This window comes from Pseudomonas sp. SK2, assembly GCF_016772395.1.
Taxonomy (GTDB): Bacteria; Pseudomonadota; Gammaproteobacteria; order Pseudomonadales; family Pseudomonadaceae; genus Aquipseudomonas; species Aquipseudomonas taiwanensis.
Genome location: NZ_CP061944.1, coordinates 5,225,266 through 5,243,105 on the forward strand (window position 1 = coordinate 5,225,266; position 17,840 = coordinate 5,243,105).

A 17,840-nucleotide genomic window follows, 5' to 3' on the forward strand; every position below is an offset into this window, starting at 1 on the left:
GAGACCGAGCTTAGCCTTGTTCATTTTTTTACACAACACCTCCGTAAAAAATAAAACACGGCGTGTCGGAGATAGCCCTTCGCAGCGGAAATAGCGGATAATGGATTGCCCCGATATGCAGCAAATCTGCCGTCGATGTGCCATTTCAGGGCATCATGGGGTTGGCTTGACATCAGTATGTCTTTTCGATTGACTGGACCTGCAAGCCCCCCTTGATTGATATTTTTAACAACAAAGGTGTTGCATCATGTCGGTACCCCCGCGTGCCGTTCAGCTTAACGAAGCGAACGCGTTCCTTAAGGAACATCCTGAGGTTCTCTACGTTGACCTTCTGATTGCAGATATGAATGGTGTGGTTCGTGGCAAGCGAATCGAACGCACCAGCCTCCACAAGGTTTACGAGAAAGGCATCAACCTGCCGGCCTCCCTCTTCGCCCTGGATATCAACGGTTCCACCGTTGAAAGCACCGGGCTGGGCCTGGACATCGGCGATGCCGACCGCATCTGCTACCCGATTCCCGGCACCCTCTCCAACGAACCCTGGCAGAAGCGCCCCACCGCTCAGCTGCTGATGACCATGCACGAGCTCGAAGGCGAGCCGTTCTTCGCCGACCCGCGCGAAGTGCTGCGTCAGGTAGTGAGCAAATTCACCGAGATGGGCCTCACCATCTGCGCAGCCTTCGAGCTGGAGTTCTACCTGATCGACCAGGAGAACGTGAACGGCCGTCCACAGCCACCGCGTTCACCCATTTCGGGCAAGCGTCCGCAGTCGACCCAGGTGTACCTGATCGACGACCTCGACGAATACGCCGACTGCCTCCAGGACATCCTCGAAGGTGCCAAGGAGCAAGGTATTCCGGCCGACGCCATCGTCAAGGAAAGCGCCCCGGCGCAGTTCGAAGTCAACCTGCACCACGTCGCCGACCCGCTCAAGGCCTGCGACTATGCCGTGCTGCTCAAGCGCTTGATCAAGAACATCGCCTACGACCATGAAATGGACACCACCTTCATGGCCAAGCCCTACCCGGGCCAGGCAGGCAACGGCCTGCATGTACACATCTCCGTGCTGGACAAAGATGGCAACAACATCTTCACCAGCGAGGATCCCGAGCAGAACGCCGCGCTACGTCACGCTGTCGGCGGTGTGCTCGAGACCCTGCCCGCGTCCATGGCGTTCCTCTGCCCGAACGTCAACTCGTACCGCCGCTTCGGCGCCCAGTTCTACGTGCCGAACGCGCCGAGCTGGGGTCTGGACAACCGCACCGTGGCCCTGCGCGTGCCGACTGGCTCGCCAGATGCCGTGCGCATCGAGCATCGCGTTGCCGGTGCCGATGCCAACCCGTACCTGATGATGGCGGCCGTCCTGGCGGGCGTGCACCATGGCCTGACCAACAAAATCGAGCCAGGCGAGCCGATCGAAGGCAACTCGTACGAGCAGCTGGAACAGAGCCTGCCGAACAACCTGCGCGATGCCCTGCGCGAGCTGGACGACAGCGAGATCCTGAACAAGTACATCGATCCGAAGTACATCGACATCTTTGTCGCGTGCAAGGAAAGCGAGCTGGAGGAGTTCGAGCACTCGATCTCCGACCTCGAGTACAACTGGTACCTGCATACCGTGTAAACGAAAACGCCGCCCACAAGGGCGGCGTTTTTCATTGCGGGCCGCGAAGCCGGCAAGCACAGGCTTACAGGGATTTCTCGAAAATCTTCGAATTGCGCTGATAGTTGTACAGCGAAGCTCGCGCCGCCGGCAGCCGCTCGACCCCACTGGGCGCGAACCCACGCTCGCGGAACCAGTGCGCGGTACGCGTCGTCAACACGAACAAGGTATTCAACCCCAACTGCCGCGCCCGGCTCTCGATGCGCTCCAGCAACTCGTCCCCGCGCCCGCCATGGCGGTACTCTGGGTTGACCGCCAGGCACGCCAGTTCGCCCGCTTCGGAATCGGCTATCGGGTACAACGCCGCACAGGCGATGATCATGCCCTCACGCTCGACCACGCTAAACTGCTCGATCTCCCGCTCCAGCACCTCGCGCGAACGACGTACCAGAATGCCCTGCTCTTCCAGCGGACTGATCAACTCCAGCAAGCCGCCGACGTCGTCGATGGTAGCCTCGCGCACCACCTCGAACTGTTCCTGGGAAACCAGCGTACCGCCACCCTCACGGGTGAACAGCTCGGTCAACAGCGCGCCATCTTCGGCATAACTGACGATATGACTGCGCGCCACGCCCCCCTTGCACGCCTCGGCGGCAGCATCGAGCAACTCGCCCTGGTAATCGCTGCCCAGACGGGCCAAATGCGGTGCGACCTGTTGCGGGCGCAGCTCGCGCACCAGCTTGCCGTTCTCGTCCAGCAAACCCGGTTCGGCGCCGAACAACAGCAGCTTGTCAGCACCCAATTCGATGGCCGCCCGGGTGGCGACGTCTTCGCAGGCCAAATTGAAGATTTCACCCGTAGGCGAATACCCCAGGGGCGACAGCAGCACGATGGAGCGCTCGTCGAGCAAGCGGCTGATGCCCTTGCGGTCGATCCGACGCACTTCGCCGGTGTGGTGGAAATCGACCCCTTCGAGTACGCCGATCGGCCGTGCGGTGACCAGGTTGCCGCAGGCCACACGCAAGCGCGAGCCCTGCATCGGTGAGGCGGCGATATCCATCGACAGCCGCGCCTCGATGGCAAGACGCAAGGCGCCGACTGCATCGATCACGCAGTCCAGGGTGGCCGCGTCAGTGATGCGCAAGCCGCGGTGGTAGTGCGGCGTCAGCCCGCGAGCCGCCAGGCGGCTTTCGATTTGTGGACGCGAGCCATGCACCAGTACCAGCCGCACGCCAAGACTGTGCAGCAGTACCAGGTCATGGACGATATTGCCGAAGTTCGGGTGCTCCACACCATCGCCGGGGAGCATGACCACGAAGGTGCAATCGCGATGAGCATTGATGTACGGGGAGGCATGACGCAGCCAGTTGACGTATTCGGGCATGACAGGGCCTGTGGATAAAGTGGACGGAGAACGGTGGATCACACGGCGTTCAGGATCATCGTCGGAACAGGCTTGCGGTCACGCGCGGTCTCCTCTAGGCAAGAACGAATCAGCTCGATTGACGTTTAATTCAGGCAATAGTGCCGGATCAGGTCACGCAATAGACGCACGGTAGGCTCGATTCGTGACATTTCAAGGTATTCGCCCGGCTGGTGGGCACAGGCGATGTCACCGGGGCCGAGCACGATGGTCTGGCAACCCAGCTGCTGAAGATAAGGCGCTTCGGTGCCGAACGCCACCGCTTCGGCGCGATGCCCGGTCAGACGTTCGGCTACCTGTACCAGCTCGGCATCGGCGGCCTGCTCGAACGGTGGCACTTCCGGGAACAGCGGCGCGTAGTCGATACGCACCTCATGGCGCTCAGCCAGCGGCACCAACTTCTCGCGGATGGCCGCGCGCAACTGCTCCACGTCCATGCCAGGCAAAGGACGCAGGTCGAACTCCAGCGCGCACTGGCCACAGATGCGGTTAGGGTTGTCGCCACCGTGGATGCAGCCGAAGTTCATGGTCGGTGTCGGTACGGAGAACTGCGGGTTGCGGTAGGTTTCCTGCCATTGCCGGCGCAAGCCCATCAACTCGCCCATGACCGCATGCATGGCCTCCATGGCGCTGCGCCCCAGGCTTGGGTCGGAGGAGTGGCCGCTGCGCCCGAGGATGTCGATTCGGTCCATGAGAATGCCCTTGTGCATGCGAATCGGCCGCAGGCCCGTGGGCTCGCCAATCACCGCCGCACGCCCAAGAGGCTGCCCGGCTTCTGCCAGGGCGCGGGCCCCAGACATGGAGCTTTCTTCGTCGCAGGTGGCCAGGATCAGCAACGGCTGCTTGAAGTCGTGCTCCAGCAACGGCAGCACCGCTTCGATCACCAAGGCGAAAAAGCCCTTCATGTCGCAACTGCCAAGCCCGACCCAGCGACCATCGACCTCGGTCAGCTTGAGCGGATCACTCGCCCACAGCTGCGGGTCATAGGGCACCGTATCGCTGTGACCTGCCAGCACAAGGCCGCCAGGGCCGGTGCCACGACTGGCCAACAGGTTGAACTTGCCGGGGCTGACTGGCTGAATGTCGCACTTGAACCCCAGGTCGGCCAACCAGCCTGCCAGCAGGTCGATGACCTGGCGGTTGGACTGGTCCAGCGCGGGCTGGGTGCAACTGACCGAGGGCGCGGCAACCAAGGCGGCGAACTGGTCTTTGAGCGTCGGCAACGGCATGCGCATACTCCTCGAAAGCGTTGCCCATCATAGCAACGCATTCCTGCTCGCGGGCAACCCGCTGGCCCTGTGGATGTCCCCTTGCGTCGCCAAAGCAGGGCAAAGCCCTGGCAAACTCAACAGTCCACAGCCGACTCCTGTAGACTCACCGCCAACCACGCCCCTCCCTTCGAGCCTGTGATGCACAAAGAAACCGAACTCAAGCTCCGCGCCAGCCGCGAGACCCTTGCCGCCCTGCGCGAGCACCCCCTGCTGAAGAAGCGCAACAAGTCCGGCTGGCAGACCCGCGAGCTGCTCAACCAGTACTTCGATACCCCCGAGCGCGACCTCTCGGCTGCCCGCGTCGCCCTGCGCCTGCGCCGTGACGGCGATGTGATCATCCAGACCCTCAAGTGCCGTGGCCAAAGCGTTGCCGGCCTGTCCGAGCGCAACGAATTCGAATGGCAGCTGGACAAGGTCAAGCTGGACCTGAAAAAGCTCGACGCCACCTGCTGGCCCGAGCAACTGGCCGACCTGGACAAGAAAACCATCAAGCCGCTGTTCACCACCGACTTCACCCGCGAATACGCTGAAATCGCCTGGGGTCGGGGCAAGAGCAAGGTGGTGATCGAAGCCGCGCTGGACCAGGGCTTCGTGATCGCCGGCAAACGCAAGGAAGAGATCTGCGAGCTGGAACTCGAACTGCGCGAAGGTGCCCCGGAGGCATTGCTCGAACTTGCCGCCGAGCTGGCCGCCAGCCTGCCACTGATGCCCTGCGACATCAGCAAGGCCGAGCGCGGCTACCGCCTGCTGGATCCCGACAGCTACGAGTTGGGCCTGCCCCACACCGAGCTGGACGCCGAAATGGCCGTGGACGACGCCTACGCCGCACTCGCCTGGCAACTGCTGGGCAGCAGCCAGCGCCTGGCTGAGCAATACCGCCACAACGGTCACTGGCGCTTGTTGCAGGAATGGGTCCTGTGCCTCAGCGAACTGCGCGCCCTGACCAGCAGCCTGGGCCAGGCCGCACCACGCCCGACTACTCGCGCCCTGCGCACCCGCCTGGACGCACTGCTGGAAGACTGGCGCCCGCTGGTTCAGGCCGGCAACGATGACGAAGACATCCGCCGCGCCGCGCCCGAGCAGTTCGCCGAAGAGCTGGAAGACATCCGTTGGGGCCAGTTCTCGCTGGAAACGTCTCGCTGGCTGCTAGCCCGTAGTTGGACTCTGGATCGTAAAGGCCGTGGCGAGCGCCAGGGCAAGGCGCAACTGGCCAGCTGGCTGGGCCACCTGCTGGGCGAGGAAGGCCGCGCCCTGAAGCTGCCGCTCTACACTCAGCGTCCAGAAGACCTGGCCGAGCAGTTGCCGCGTCTCGAACAGCTGCTGGCCTGGCTGCACCACGCACGCCAGGTGCTCGAAGCGCCGCAGATGGACCGCCTGTATGGCGACCTGAAGAAACTGCACGAGCTGGCCGAACAACCCCTGTCCGATGAGCTGCTCGAAGCGCGCATCGAGCAGGCCCGCGCGGTGGATCAGAGCCGCGGTTGGAAGTATCTGATCAAGGCTTGAGTCAGCGTAAACCCCGCCGGCTAGCCGCTCATGCAGGGGCTGCGATGATTTGCGGATCATCGCAGTCGCTCAGCGCGCCAGCGGCAAGCTGGTCGTGGACTTGATCTCGGACAAGGCCACGATCGAATTGACCTCCTGGATCCCCGGCACATTCGACAGCTTCTCGAAGAAAAACCGTTCGTAGGCTTCGATGTCCGGCGTGACGATGCGCAACAGAAAGTCCACCGACCCCATCAGCACATAACACTCCAGCACTTCCGGAAAGCCGCGAATTGCCTCGGTGAACTCGGTGAAGTTGGAGCGCCCGTGAGCGTTGAGTTTCACCTCGGCGAAAATCTGCGTGTTGAGCCCGACTTTCTTGCGATCGAGCAAGGTCACCTGGCCCCGAATCACCCCCTCCTCCTTCAGGCGCTGAATGCGACGCCAGCACGGCGATTGCGAAAGCCCGACACGCTCGGCGATCTGTGCGCTGGACAGCGAGGCGTCCTCCTGCAGCAGCTCAAGAATGCGTCGGTCGTAGGCGTCCAGCTCGCCATGCATTTTTAATTCTCTCATAGAGTGTTTTTTGAATTGATCAATTCGCCTCAACGGCGAAATCCACCCATCATAGCGAAAAAATGCCTTTGGAAACGTGCAAGAATTCTTCCCACTCTTGCGGAGAACAGCATGAACGCACAGCCCCGTACCGACGTCTGGGCGGCCAACAACGCCCACAGCACCGTCAACTATCGCCTGCAGGCCGAGGCCGAACCCGACAGCCTGTGCCGGGTACTCAACCTGTTTGCCCTGCAGTTCCTCACGCCACACAGCGTGCAGGTCAGCCAGCAGGATGACTGGTTGAATATCGAGGTGGGCATCGGTGGACTGAGCTGGCACCGGGCCGAGGTGATAGCGCAAAAACTGCGTAACCTGGTGTGTGTGGGTGAGGTGAGCCTGACCAACCAGCAGTGGCTCGTCAGGTCGTCACGATCACTGTAAGCGCCGTCTCGCCAATGACCGGGCAGTGACAGGCCCTGCAAGATCCAGAAACCCTTCATGTTCGGCAACCTCCCCCCGCCCGGCTAGCCTGAGCAGCACCTCCATCAGGCACGGACGCCTCCATGCATAGCCAAGACAATCCGGCACTCGACCTCAGGCGCGTGCTCGAAGCCCTGCTCACCGACCAGCACCTGCACGCCAACGACACCCTGCAGGTGCTTAGGCACGCCGCCACCCAACCCGCCCGCCATCCGTTGGAACAAATCGCCGCCTGTGGCCTGCAAGATCGCCAGCAGCCAGGCCAACGCCTTGATCTGGACCGCCTCTGCCAATGGCTTGCGAACAAGGTCGGCCAGCCCTACATGCAAATCGACCCCATGCAGCTCGACCTGTCCCAGGTCACGGGTCTGGTTTCCCCAGCATTCGCTCAACGCCATGGCATCCTGGTCGTGCACGCCGATGCCCAGCGCGTCACCGTCGCCAGCGCCCAACCTTTTCAGGACAGTTGGCAGGCCGACCTGGCGCGCAGCCTGGGTAAACCCATTCGCCGCGTGCTGGCCAACCCGGTGCAACTCCGCCAGCTAGGCCAGTCGCTCTTTCGCCTGGCCCATTCGGTAAAGGGCGCGCAGCATCAGCAATCGGCCAGCCTGGGCGACCTGGAGCAGTTGCTGGAGCTGGGCAAGCGCCAGGCCGAAGCCTCGGCTGACGATGCCCATATCGTGCACATCGTCGATTGGCTGCTGCAGTATGCCGTCGAACAACGGGCCAGTGACATCCACCTGGAGCCCCGCCGCGACCAGGGCCGACTGCGCTACCGCATCGACGGCCTGCTGCACACGGTCTATGCCTTCCCTGCCGGCGTGACCCTGGCGGTCGTCAGCCGCCTCAAGCACCTAGGGCGCATGGATGTCGCGGAAAAACGCCGGCCTCAGGATGGTCGACTTAAGAGCCGTCTGCCTGGCGGCGAAGAAGTCGAGCTGCGCCTTTCGTCCCTCCCTACCCCGTTTGGCGAAAAACTGGTGCTGCGCCTGTTCGACCCGCAGCAATTGCATGAGCGCTTCGACAGCCTGGGTCTTGAAGGCGAACAGCTTGCCCTGTGGCAAGCACTGTTGCGTCGACGACAGGGCATCATCCTGGTCACCGGACCCACCGGCTCCGGCAAGACCAGCACCCTGTACGCGAGCCTTAAGTCGCTGGCCACGCCCGAGGTCAACCTGTGCACCATCGAAGACCCTGTCGAGCGCCTGGAGCCTGCGTTCAACCAGTTGCAAGTCCAACCAAGCCTTGACCTGAGCTTCGCCAACGGCGCCCGCGCCCTGCTGCGCCAAGACCCGGATATCATCATGATCGGTGAAATTCGCGACCGCGAAACGGCGCTGGTGGCGGTTCAGGCGGCCTTGACCGGGCATCTGGTGCTGTCCACGTTACACACCAACGACGCCTGTAGCGCCATCACTCGGCTGCAAGAGCTGGGCGTCGCCGATTACCTGATCAAGGCAACCCTTATCGGCGTCATGGCCCAGCGTCTGGTGCGCACCTTGTGCGACGAGTGCAATGGACGTCCGACGATGGGAGAAGGCCAGCCATGCCGCCGCTGCCGTGGCACTGGTTTCCAAGGCCGAACCGGTCTTTTCGAGCTGCTGACCCCAAGCGACGAGCTTCGCGCGCGGATAAGCCCGGGCACCGACCTTGCAGCATTGCGTGACCAGGCCAGGGAGGATGGACTAAAGGATCTTCGAAGCTGCGGGGAAGCGAAAGTGGCGCTGGGTCTGACCAGCCTCGAGGAGGTCCTGAGGGTCTGCACCTGAGCAAAAAAAGCCTTGTATTCAAGGAACTTGCGTCAGTGCGGCAGGATCAAAGCGGGCATCTTCAACCCCCACCCTTTGAGGTGTTTCATCATGCGTCTCAAAACCGCCATCGCAGCTACTGCCTTGCTGTCGCTGCCGATTGGCTCCGCCATGGCCGATGAGTTCTTGCGTAACCTCATGACGACAGGTGCGACCACAGCGTCGAGCTACCTGACGTCCAGAGATCACAAGCTGGTATTGGCGGCACAGGATGATGCCGGCAGCTTCGTCGCCAGTGAAGGCGCCATTCGCGGACCTTTCCTGGAGGCAGCCCTGCACCAGGTACGCACCGAGAACCCAGGGATTGAAGCCAGCGACATGGAACTGGCCAATGCCATTCTTGCCAAGAATGCAGTAGCCGAGTAAGCGTGGGGGGCTGCAACGCAGCCCCTTCTCTCAGCGGTAGGCCTCCACCGGCACACACGCACAGAACAGATTCCTGTCCCCATAGACATTGTCGACCCGGTTCACCGCTGGCCAATACTTGTGCTGGCGAACGTGGCCACTGGGGGCGACGCCTTGCTCCAGGCTGTACGGCCGATTCCACGGTGCGAGGACATCAGCCAGCGTATGCGGCGCGTGCTTGAGCGGGTTGTCCTCCGCCGGCCAATTACCCTCCTGCACCTCGCCGATCTCGGCGCGAATTGCCAGCATGGCATCGACAAAGCGATCCAGCTCCGCCTTCGACTCGCTTTCGGTCGGCTCCACCATCAACGTGCCAGGCACCGGGAACGACATGGTCGGGGCATGGAAACCGTAGTCCATCAGGCGCTTGGCCACGTCTTCCTCGGTGATGCCGGTCTGCGCCTTGAGCGGGCGCAGGTCGAGAATGCATTCGTGCGCCACCCGCTGGTTGCGGCCGCGATACAGCACGGGGAACGCGCCACTCAGCTGGCTGGCCAAATAGTTCGCCGAGAGGATCGCCACCTCGCTGGCGTCAGCCAGCTGCGGGCCCATCATGGCGATGTACATCCAGCTGATCGGCAAGATGCTCGCGCTGCCCCACGGCGCGGCGCTGACCGCGCTGTTGTTCGGGTCCAGCCCAGGCACCGGCACTACCGGGTGGCTGGCGACGAACGGCTTGAGGTGGGCGCGAATCCCAATTGGCCCCATGCCTGGGCCACCCCCGCCGTGGGGGATGCAAAACGTCTTGTGCAGGTTCATGTGCGAAACGTCTGCGCCGATGTCCGCCGGCCTGGTCAGGCCAACCTGGGCATTGAGGTTGGCGCCATCCATGTACACCTGGCCGCCGTGCTGGTGGATCACGTCGCAAATCTCGCGAATACCCTCCTCGTACACCCCATGGGTGGACGGGTAGGTGATCATCAGGCAGGACAGCCGGTCGCCAGCCGCTCGGGCTTTGGCCTTGAGGTCGTCGAGGTCGACGTTGCCCTCGTCATCGCATTCGACGATCACCACCTCCATCCCCGCCATCTGCGCCGAAGCCGGGTTGGTGCCGTGGGCCGATGAGGGTATCAGGCACAAGGTGCGGTGGGGCTGATGACGGCTGTGATGATATCGGGTGATGGCCATGAGCCCGGCATATTCACCCTGGGCGCCCGAGTTGGGCTGCATGCAGATGGCGTCGAAGCCGGTAATGGCGCACAACCAAGCCTCCAGCTCGTCGATCATCGCCTTGTAGCCCGTCACCTGGGCGGCCGGCGCGAAGGGGTGGATGTTGGCAAAGCCCGGCCAGGTGATGGGAATCATCTCGCTGGTCGCGTTGAGCTTCATGGTGCATGAGCCCAGTGGGATCATCGACTGGTTCAGCGCCAGGTCCTTGTTCTCCAGGTGCTTGAGGTAACGCAACATCTCGGTCTCGCTGTGGTGCAGGTTGAACACCGGGTGAGCGAGCAAGGGCGTGCGCCGTACCAACGCGGCAGGAATACCCTCGGGCAAGGCATGCTTGTCGAGTTCAGCGATGTCCAGGCCATGGTCCACACCGAGGAAGATGTCGAACAGCCGCAGTACCGTCGCTTCGTTGCAGGTCTCGTCCAGGCTCACGCCCAGGTGCCCGCGTCCAAGAATTCGCAGGTTGATCCGGGCATGTTCGGCACTTTCGATGATCGCGGCCTGGGCGCCACCGACATCCAGTGTAAGGGTGTCGAAGAAATGCTGGTTGAGGCGCTTTATACCCTTGGCCTCAAGCCCTGCTGCCAGGATAAACGTCAACCGATGGACCCGCTGGGCGATGCGCTGCAGGCCTTCCGGGCCGTGGTAGACGGCATAGAAACCGGCGATGTTGGCCAGCAGCACCTGGGCCGTGCAGATGTTGGAGTTGGCCTTCTCACGGCGAATGTGCTGCTCGCGGGTCTGCAGCGCCATGCGCAGCGCGGTGTTGCCGCGGGCATCGCGGGAGACACCGATGATGCGCCCCGGCATGGCGCGCTTGTAATCATCGCGGCAGGCGAAATAGGCCGCATGGGGGCCGCCGTAGCCCATGGGCACGCCAAAGCGCTGGGTCGAACCCAGCACTACGTCCGCACCCCACTCGCCGGGCGGTGCCAGCACCACCAGGCTCAACAGGTCGGCCGCTACACAGGCCAATGCCTGCTGGCTGTGGAGCTGGTCGACCAGCGGACGCAAGTCGCGCACCTCGCCGTGGGTATCCGGGTATTGCAGCAGCGCGCCGAATACCGAGTGCTTGGCGAGGTTATCCACGCAGTCCACGATCAGCTCGAAGCCAAACCCTTCGGCGCGGGTTTTCAGCACCGAGAGGGTTTGCGGGTGGCAATGCTCATCAGCGAAGAACGCGTTGCTCTTGCTGCGCGCCACACGCTTGGCCAAGGCCATGGCTTCGGCGGCAGCGGTGGCCTCGTCGAGCAACGACGCATTAGCCAGGGCCAGCCCGGTCAGGTCGATGATCATCTGCTGGAAGTTCAACAGCGCCTCCAGCCGGCCTTGGGCGATTTCCGGCTGATAGGGCGTGTAGGCGGTGTACCAGCCGGGGTTCTCCAACACGTTTCGCAGGATCACCGTCGGCGTGACCGTGCCGTGATAGCCCATGCCGATCAGACTGGTCCATACCTGGTTCTGCTCGGCATAGCCAGCGAGCTTGGCCAGTGCAGCCTGTTCATCCAGGGCCGGCGGAAGGTCGAGCGGACGGTTCAGTCGGATTCCAGGGGGGACAGTCTGCTCGATCAGCTCACTGCGGCTGGCAACGCCCAACGTGGTGAGCATGGCCTGCTGCTCCGAGGCATCAGGCCCCAGGTGGCGACGCAGGAAAGGGTTGAGCTCTTGCAGTTGATGCAGGGATGGCGACTGGGACATGACGACGCTCTCTTCCTAGACCAGGCCTCATGGAGACTTATAAGTCTAGGAAGGATTGCCGATTCTGCGGGAATTCTTGGGGTTGCAGTACCGGGCTCCTGCAGGAGGGTGCCTGCTGCAGGAGCCAGCGACCAGGCGATTACTCGCCGATGGCAGCCTTGTAGCCGGCGGCATCCATCAGCTTGTCCAGCTCGGACGTGTCGCTTGGCTTGAGCTTGAAGATCCACGACTCGTAAGGTTTTTCGTTGAGCAGCTCGGGGCTGTCGGCCAGTTCTTCGTTGACGGCGATGACTTCGCCACCGACCGGGGCGTAGATGTCGGAAGCGGCCTTGACCGACTCCACAACGCCGGCAGCGTCGCCAGCGGCGAACACCTTGCCAACTTCCGCCAGCTCTACGAACACCACATCACCCAGGGCTGCCTGGGCGTGATCGCTGATGCCCACGGTGACGGTCCCGTCAGTTTCCAGGCGTGCCCATTCATGGCTTTCGGCATAACGCAGGTCGGCGGGGATATTGCTCATGTCTTGTATTCCTCGATTGGCTCAGCGGTCGGTCCGCCGTTGATTGTTCAGATCAGAATCTTGCCGTGGCGCACGAAAGTGGGTTTTACCACACGCACCGGGTACCACTTGCCGCGAATTTCGACTTCGGCGCGGTCGCCAGTGGCCATGGGCACGCGCGCCAAGGCGATGGACTTGCTCAGCGTAGGCGAGAAACTACCACTGGTGATCTCTCCTTCGCCAATCCCAGCGACACGTACCACCTGATGGGCACGCAACACGCCACGTTCTTCGAGCACCAGCCCAACCAGTTTTTCCTTCACGCCACTCTTGATCTCGTCCTGCAGCGCAGTGCGGCCAATGAAGTCGCGCTCGGCAGGTTCCCAGGCAATGCTCCAGCCCAGGTTGGAGGTGAGCGGCGTGTGGTTTTCGTCGATGTCCTGGCCGTACAGGTTCATGCCGGCTTCCAGTCGCAGGGTATCGCGGGCGCCAAGGCCGCTGGGGGCGATGCCGGCACCGACCAGGTCGTTGAAGAATGCAGGGGCCTGATGACCGGGCAAGATGATCTCGAGGCCGTCTTCACCGGTGTAACCGGTTCGGGCGATGAACCAGTCACCTTCGGCCATGCCTTCGAACGGGCGCAATTCGCGGATCAGCGCGGCACGCGAGGCACTGACCAGCGCGGCGACCTTCTCGCGGGCGTGGGGGCCCTGAATGGCAAGGATGGCCAGGTCGGAACGCTCATCCACACCCACCTCGAAACCCGCGCTGCGTGTCGTCAGCCAGGACAGCACGCTGGCTCGGGTCGCGGCATTGGTCACCAGGCGGTAGCCGTCCTCGGTGCGATAGACGATCAGGTCATCGATGACCCCGCCTGCGTGGTTCAACAGCGGGCTGTACAGGGCTTTGCCGGGGCTGTCCAGGCGAGCGACATCGTTGGCCAGCAGCTGTTGCAGCCAAGGCGTGGCGGCCCTGCCATCGATGTCGATGACGGTCATGTGGGACACGTCGAAAACCCCGCAGTCGCTACGCACCTGGTGGTGCTCTTCGACTTGCGAGCCATAGTGCAGGGGCATATCCCAACCGCCGAAATCGACCGTCTTGGCGCCGAGCGCCAGGTGCAGGTCATACAAAGGCGTGCGCTGTCCCATGGGTTTCTCCTTCCGGGCTTGGCGAAGCGGCAGCGGGCGATGACGTTTGGTCGTCAACTCTTGTTATAGGACCCGCCGCTGCGAATGCCGCGCATTGTAGCCGCAAGGGCGCGGGCTGGCATCCTTACTGACTGTGACCGGGACGTCTGGCCGAACGGCGGATCAAGCCGATGACCGGTAGCAGCCCAACCAGCACAAGGGTCAGCGCGGGTAACGAAGCACGCGCCCACTCCCCTTCGCTGGTCATCTCGAACACCCGCACCGCCAACGTATCCCAGCCGAAAGGACGCATCAGCAAGGTTGCCGGCATTTCCTTGAGCACATCGACAAATACCAGCAAGGCCGCGCTGAGAGCACCTGGAACCAGTAATGGCAGATACACCTTGCAAAACAATCTCGCGCCACCGACACCCAGGCTGCGCGATGCCTCCGGCAGCGAAGGCCGGATACGCTCCAGGCTGCTTTCCAAGGGTCCGTAAGCCACTGCGATGAAACGCACCAGATACGCCAGCAGCAGCGCCGCCAGGCTGCCCAGCAACAGTGGCTTGCCTGCGCCCCCCAGCCACTGGGACAGCGGCACCACCAACTGGTTATCCAGATAACTGAAGGCCAGCATGATGGACACCGCCAACACCGACCCCGGCAACGCGTAACCCACATTGGCCAGGCTCACGCCAGCACGGATGACGTGCGTCGGTGCCTGACGTCGGGCAAAGGCCAACACCAACGCCACGCCAACGGTGATCAGCGCCGCCATGGCGCCCAGATACAGGGTGTGCAGCACCAGGCTGACGTATCGCTCATCCAGGTCATACCGCCCGCGCTGCCAGAACCACGCCAGCAATTGCAGCAGCGGAATGACGAAGGCACAGGCGAATACGAGCAGGCACCAGCCACTGGCCAGCAGCGCCTTGCCGCCGCGTAAATGGTAAAGCGCCCGCCCTCGTGGCCGCTCGTTGCCATGGTGACTGGCACCCCGGGCACGACGCTCGCCATACAGCACCAGCATCACCGCCAGCAGCAGCAGGCTGGCCAACTGCGCCGCGCTGGAGAGGCTGAAGAAACCGTACCAGGTCTTGTAGATGGCCGTGGTGAAGGTGTCGAAGTTGAATACCGCAACTGCGCCGAAGTCGGCCAGTGTCTCCATCAACGCCAAGGCAATACCCGCACCGATGGCGGGTCGGGCCATTGGCAACGCGACCCGCCAGAACGCTTGCAGCGGCGACAGCCCCAGCACCCGCGCCGCTTCCATCAGGCCCTTGCCCTGGGCGAGGAACGCCGTGCGCGCCAGCAGGTAGACGTAGGGGTAGAACACCAGCACCAGCACGACGATCACCCCGCCCGTGGAGCGCACACGGGGCAAGCGCATCGGCCCAAACATTTCGCGCAGGGCAGTCTGCACCGGGCCGGAGAAATCCAGCAGGCCGACGAAGACGAAGGCCAGCACATACGCCGGAATGGCGAATGGCAGCATCAACGCCCAGTCCAGCCAGCGTCGGCCGGGGAATTCACAGAGGCTGGTGAGCCAGGCCAGGCTGACGCCTAACACGGTGACCCCGACGCCGACCCCGAGTACCAGGGTGGCCGTGTTGCCCAGCAAGCGGCTCATCTGGGTATCGAGCAGGTGCGACCATATTTGCGGGTCGATCGACTGCCACGACAGCAGCAGCACGCTCAGGGGCAAGAGCACCAGGGCGGCGGTCATCAAGACCGGGAGGTACCAACGGCGTTGGGGCGTGTGCGGCAAGTTGACTGTCTCTGAGGCTGAATTGCGACCGCTTTGGGGTCATTCGCGGGTAAACCCGCTCCCACAGGGTGCGGCGCCGCTCTTGATGACGGCGAAATACCTGGGGGAGCGGGTTCACCCGCGAAAGGGCCTTCGCAGGCCCCCGAAAGGATAAGGCCTGGGGCTTAGTTCCAGCCAGCCCGGTCCATCAAGCGAATCGCTTCGGCCTGGCGCTTGCCGGCGACTTCAACCGGAATGCTGTCGGCCTTGAAGCTACCCCAGGCCGCCACCTCGTCCGATGGCTTGACCTTTGGGTTGGCCGGGAATTCCTGGTTGATATCGGCGAACAGCTTTTGCGCTTGCTCGCCGGTCATCCACTCGACCAGCTTCTTCGCCGCTTCAGGATGCGGCGCATGCTTGGTCAGGCCGATACCCGAGAGATTGACGTGCACGCCTCGGTCGCCCTGGTTTGGCCAGAAGATCTTCACCGGCAGTTGTGGATTCTGATTGTGCAGACGTCCGTAGTAGTAGGTGTTGACCACCCCCACATCGCACTGGCCTGCCGCGATGGCCTGGATCACCGCGTTGTCGTCGGAGAACACGTCCGTGGACAGGTTATTGACCCAGCCTTTGATGATTTGCTCGGTCTTGGCCTCACCGTGTGTCTCGATCATCGTGGCGGTCAGCGACTGGTTATAGACCTTCTTCGCCGTCCGCAGGCACAGGCGGCCTTCCCACTGCTTGTCGGCCAGAGCTTCGTAGGTGCTCAACTCTTCAGGCTTGACCCGCTCGGTGGAGTAGATGATGGTCCGCGCACGCAGGCTCAGGCCGGTCCAGTCATGGGACGACGCGCGATACTGCGGGGGGATGTTCTTGTCGATGATGTCCGACTTGATCGGCTGCAGGATGCCCATCTGCTCGGCTTGCCACAGGTTGCCGGCATCGACGGTAAGCAGCAGGTCGGCCACACCATTCTCGCCCTCGGCCTTGATGCGCTGCATCAGCGGGGCTTCCTTGTCGGTGATGAACTTGATCTGGGTGCCGGTCTTGGCGGTATAGGCGTCGAAAACTGGCTTGATCAGCTCGTCGATGCGCGAGGAGTACACCACCACTTCGTCCGCTGCCTGGGCAGTGCCGCCCAGCAGGGTCAAGGCCAGAACGGCCAGTAGGGGCTTGCGTGGCAACATGAAAAGCACTCCTCGAATGGTATGAGAGGTGCAAATGGTAGTGAATCCCATTTTGCAGCTCATCCTCGGAGCCGTTACCGGATGTTGCAAAGCCCCAGCACCACCAGAAGCCGGCTTGTCGGCAATGAGGCCGCCAAGCGGCACCCACGCATCAGGCCTTGGCCAACTCAGGCAGATCCCCACTCAAGCCCAACGCCTGGCGCACGAACACCGCCTTGGCCTCCGGCATCTGCTCCACCAGCTTCAAGCCGGTGTTACGCAGCCAGCGCAACGGCAGCGGATTGGCCTGGAACAGCCGCTCGAAGCCCTCCATGGCCGCCATCAGCGCCAGGTTGTGCGGCATACGCCGGCGCTCGTATCGGCTCAGCACCTTCACATCCGCCAACCGCTCACCACGCTCACAGGCATTGACCAACACCTCGGCCAGCACGGCGGCGTCGAGGAACCCCAGGTTGACGCCCTGCCCGGCCAACGGATGAATGGTGTGCGCGGCATCGCCAATCAGCACCAGGCCTTCATCCACGTAGCGCTTGGCATGGCGTTGGCGCAGCGGCACGCAAACACGCGGGTCGGCCTCCAGCACATCGCCCAGTCGCCCCTCGAAGGCTTCCTGCAGCGCCCTGCGGAAGGCGTCGTCCTCCAACGCCATGATCTGCTCGGCTTGTTCAGGCGTGGTCGACCATACGATCGAGCACCACTGCTGGTTGCCATCGCGCGATAAAGGCAGAAACGCCAGCGGCCCCTCGTCGGTAAAACGCTGCCAGGCGGTGGCTCGATGCGCCGCGCTGCAGCGCACACTGGTCACGATAGCGTGGTGCAGGTAATCCCATTCACGGGTCTGGCAACCCGCCAGGCGTCTCACCGCCGAATTGGCGCCGTCGGCGGCCACCACCAGAGGAGCTCGCAGGCTGCGACCGTCGGCCAAGGTCAGCAGCCACTCGTCACCGGAGCGGCGCAGCTGCTCCAGGCGTGCATTGGGCAAGAGGCCGATATCGCTGTCGTGCAGGCGCTCCAGCAACCCATCCTGCACCACCCGGTTCTCGACGATGTGGCCAAGTACCTGGGCATGCACGCTGGCCGCCGAGAAATGAATCTGGCCGGTGCCGCTTCCGTCCCAGACCTGCATGTCCGTATAGGGCGACACGCGTCGCCCAGCGATGCCTTCCCAGGCCCCCAGGCGCTCCAGAATTCGCTGGCTCGCTGCGGACAAGGCGCTCACCCTGGGCTCGAACGGCGCCTGGGCATCGAAGGGTTTGACCGACAGCGGGCTGCCGTCGAGCAGGAGAATATCCAGGCCACTGTGGCGCAAGGCCAGGGCCAGGGCGCTACCGACCATACCGGCACCGACAATCAGTACATCTGCGCGCATTTCCATG

14 protein-coding genes are annotated in these 17,840 nt (G+C 63.0%); 5 read left to right on the top strand and 9 right to left on the bottom strand.

Annotation, left to right across the window (positions count from 1 at the left end; all coding sequences use genetic code 11):
- Window positions 1–247: 247 nt before the first annotated feature.
- Window positions 248–1,624 (top strand): glutamine synthetase family protein, encoded by a 1,377-nt coding sequence (locus IF103_RS23710; protein ID WP_016712594.1) that lies wholly within the window; start codon window positions 248–250, stop codon window positions 1,622–1,624.
- 64 nt (window positions 1,625–1,688) lie between these two features.
- On the opposite strand, the gene argA is transcribed toward IF103_RS23710, so the two are convergent.
- Both argA and argE read right to left on the bottom strand, forming a co-directional pair.
- Window positions 1,689–2,987: an amino-acid N-acetyltransferase gene (gene argA, locus IF103_RS23715; protein ID WP_023382951.1), complete on the bottom strand. Its 1,299-nt coding sequence runs from the start codon at window positions 2,985–2,987 to the stop codon at window positions 1,689–1,691.
- A 125-nt stretch (window positions 2,988–3,112) separates the two neighbouring features.
- Window positions 3,113–4,255, bottom strand: a complete 1,143-nt coding sequence (argE, locus tag IF103_RS23720; protein ID WP_023382952.1) for an acetylornithine deacetylase — start codon at window positions 4,253–4,255, stop codon at window positions 3,113–3,115.
- A 180-nt stretch (window positions 4,256–4,435) separates the two neighbouring features.
- Between argE and IF103_RS23725 the strand changes: the two genes are divergently transcribed.
- Window positions 4,436–5,803: a CYTH domain-containing protein gene (locus IF103_RS23725; RefSeq protein WP_023382953.1), complete on the top strand. Its 1,368-nt coding sequence runs from the start codon at window positions 4,436–4,438 to the stop codon at window positions 5,801–5,803.
- Between the two features lie 69 nt (window positions 5,804–5,872).
- On the opposite strand, the gene IF103_RS23730 is transcribed toward IF103_RS23725, so the two are convergent.
- Window positions 5,873–6,343, bottom strand: a complete 471-nt coding sequence (locus IF103_RS23730; protein WP_023382954.1) for an Lrp/AsnC family transcriptional regulator — start codon at window positions 6,341–6,343, stop codon at window positions 5,873–5,875.
- 126 nt (window positions 6,344–6,469) lie between these two features.
- Here IF103_RS23730 and IF103_RS23735 point away from each other — a divergent pair, with 126 nt between their 5' ends.
- The 3 genes from IF103_RS23735 (at window position 6,470) to IF103_RS23745 (ending at window position 8,994) form a co-directional block, all read left to right on the top strand.
- Entirely contained in the window at window positions 6,470–6,781 is a 312-nt protein-coding gene (locus IF103_RS23735; RefSeq protein WP_023382955.1) for an ACT-like domain-containing protein, read from the top strand.
- Between the two features lie 122 nt (window positions 6,782–6,903).
- Window positions 6,904–8,589 carry a GspE/PulE family protein gene (locus IF103_RS23740; protein ID WP_202675746.1) on the top strand — a complete coding sequence of 562 codons (1,686 nt, stop codon included), beginning with the start codon at window positions 6,904–6,906 and terminating at the stop codon, window positions 8,587–8,589.
- A 90-nt stretch (window positions 8,590–8,679) separates the two neighbouring features.
- Window positions 8,680–8,994 (top strand): DUF2388 domain-containing protein, encoded by a 315-nt coding sequence (locus IF103_RS23745; protein WP_023382957.1) that lies wholly within the window; start codon window positions 8,680–8,682, stop codon window positions 8,992–8,994.
- A 30-nt stretch (window positions 8,995–9,024) separates the two neighbouring features.
- On the opposite strand, the gene gcvP is transcribed toward IF103_RS23745, so the two are convergent.
- The 6 genes from gcvP to IF103_RS23775 form a co-directional block, all read right to left on the bottom strand.
- The gene (gene gcvP / locus IF103_RS23750) at window positions 9,025–11,898 is read right to left on the bottom strand and encodes an aminomethyl-transferring glycine dehydrogenase (protein ID WP_023382958.1); all 2,874 of its coding nucleotides are present in this window, start codon (window positions 11,896–11,898) and stop codon (window positions 9,025–9,027) included.
- A gap of 139 nt (window positions 11,899–12,037) precedes the next feature.
- Window positions 12,038–12,421 carry a glycine cleavage system protein GcvH gene (gene gcvH, locus IF103_RS23755; protein WP_202675747.1) on the bottom strand — a complete coding sequence of 128 codons (384 nt, stop codon included), beginning with the start codon at window positions 12,419–12,421 and terminating at the stop codon, window positions 12,038–12,040.
- Window positions 12,422–12,468: 47 nt separating this feature from the next.
- Window positions 12,469–13,551 carry a glycine cleavage system aminomethyltransferase GcvT gene (gene gcvT / locus IF103_RS23760; RefSeq protein WP_023382960.1) on the bottom strand — a complete coding sequence of 361 codons (1,083 nt, stop codon included), beginning with the start codon at window positions 13,549–13,551 and terminating at the stop codon, window positions 12,469–12,471.
- A gap of 124 nt (window positions 13,552–13,675) precedes the next feature.
- The gene (locus tag IF103_RS23765) at window positions 13,676–15,256 is read right to left on the bottom strand and encodes an ABC transporter permease (RefSeq protein ID WP_023382961.1); all 1,581 of its coding nucleotides are present in this window, start codon (window positions 15,254–15,256) and stop codon (window positions 13,676–13,678) included.
- 206 nt (window positions 15,257–15,462) lie between these two features.
- Complete coding sequence (locus tag IF103_RS23770; protein WP_027907209.1) at window positions 15,463–16,464, bottom strand: extracellular solute-binding protein; 1,002 nt, start codon at window positions 16,462–16,464, stop codon at window positions 15,463–15,465.
- A 151-nt stretch (window positions 16,465–16,615) separates the two neighbouring features.
- Window positions 16,616–17,833, bottom strand: a complete 1,218-nt coding sequence (locus tag IF103_RS23775) for a 2-octaprenyl-3-methyl-6-methoxy-1,4-benzoquinol hydroxylase (RefSeq protein ID WP_202676194.1) — start codon at window positions 17,831–17,833, stop codon at window positions 16,616–16,618.
- Between the last annotated feature and the right edge of the window lie 7 nt (window positions 17,834–17,840).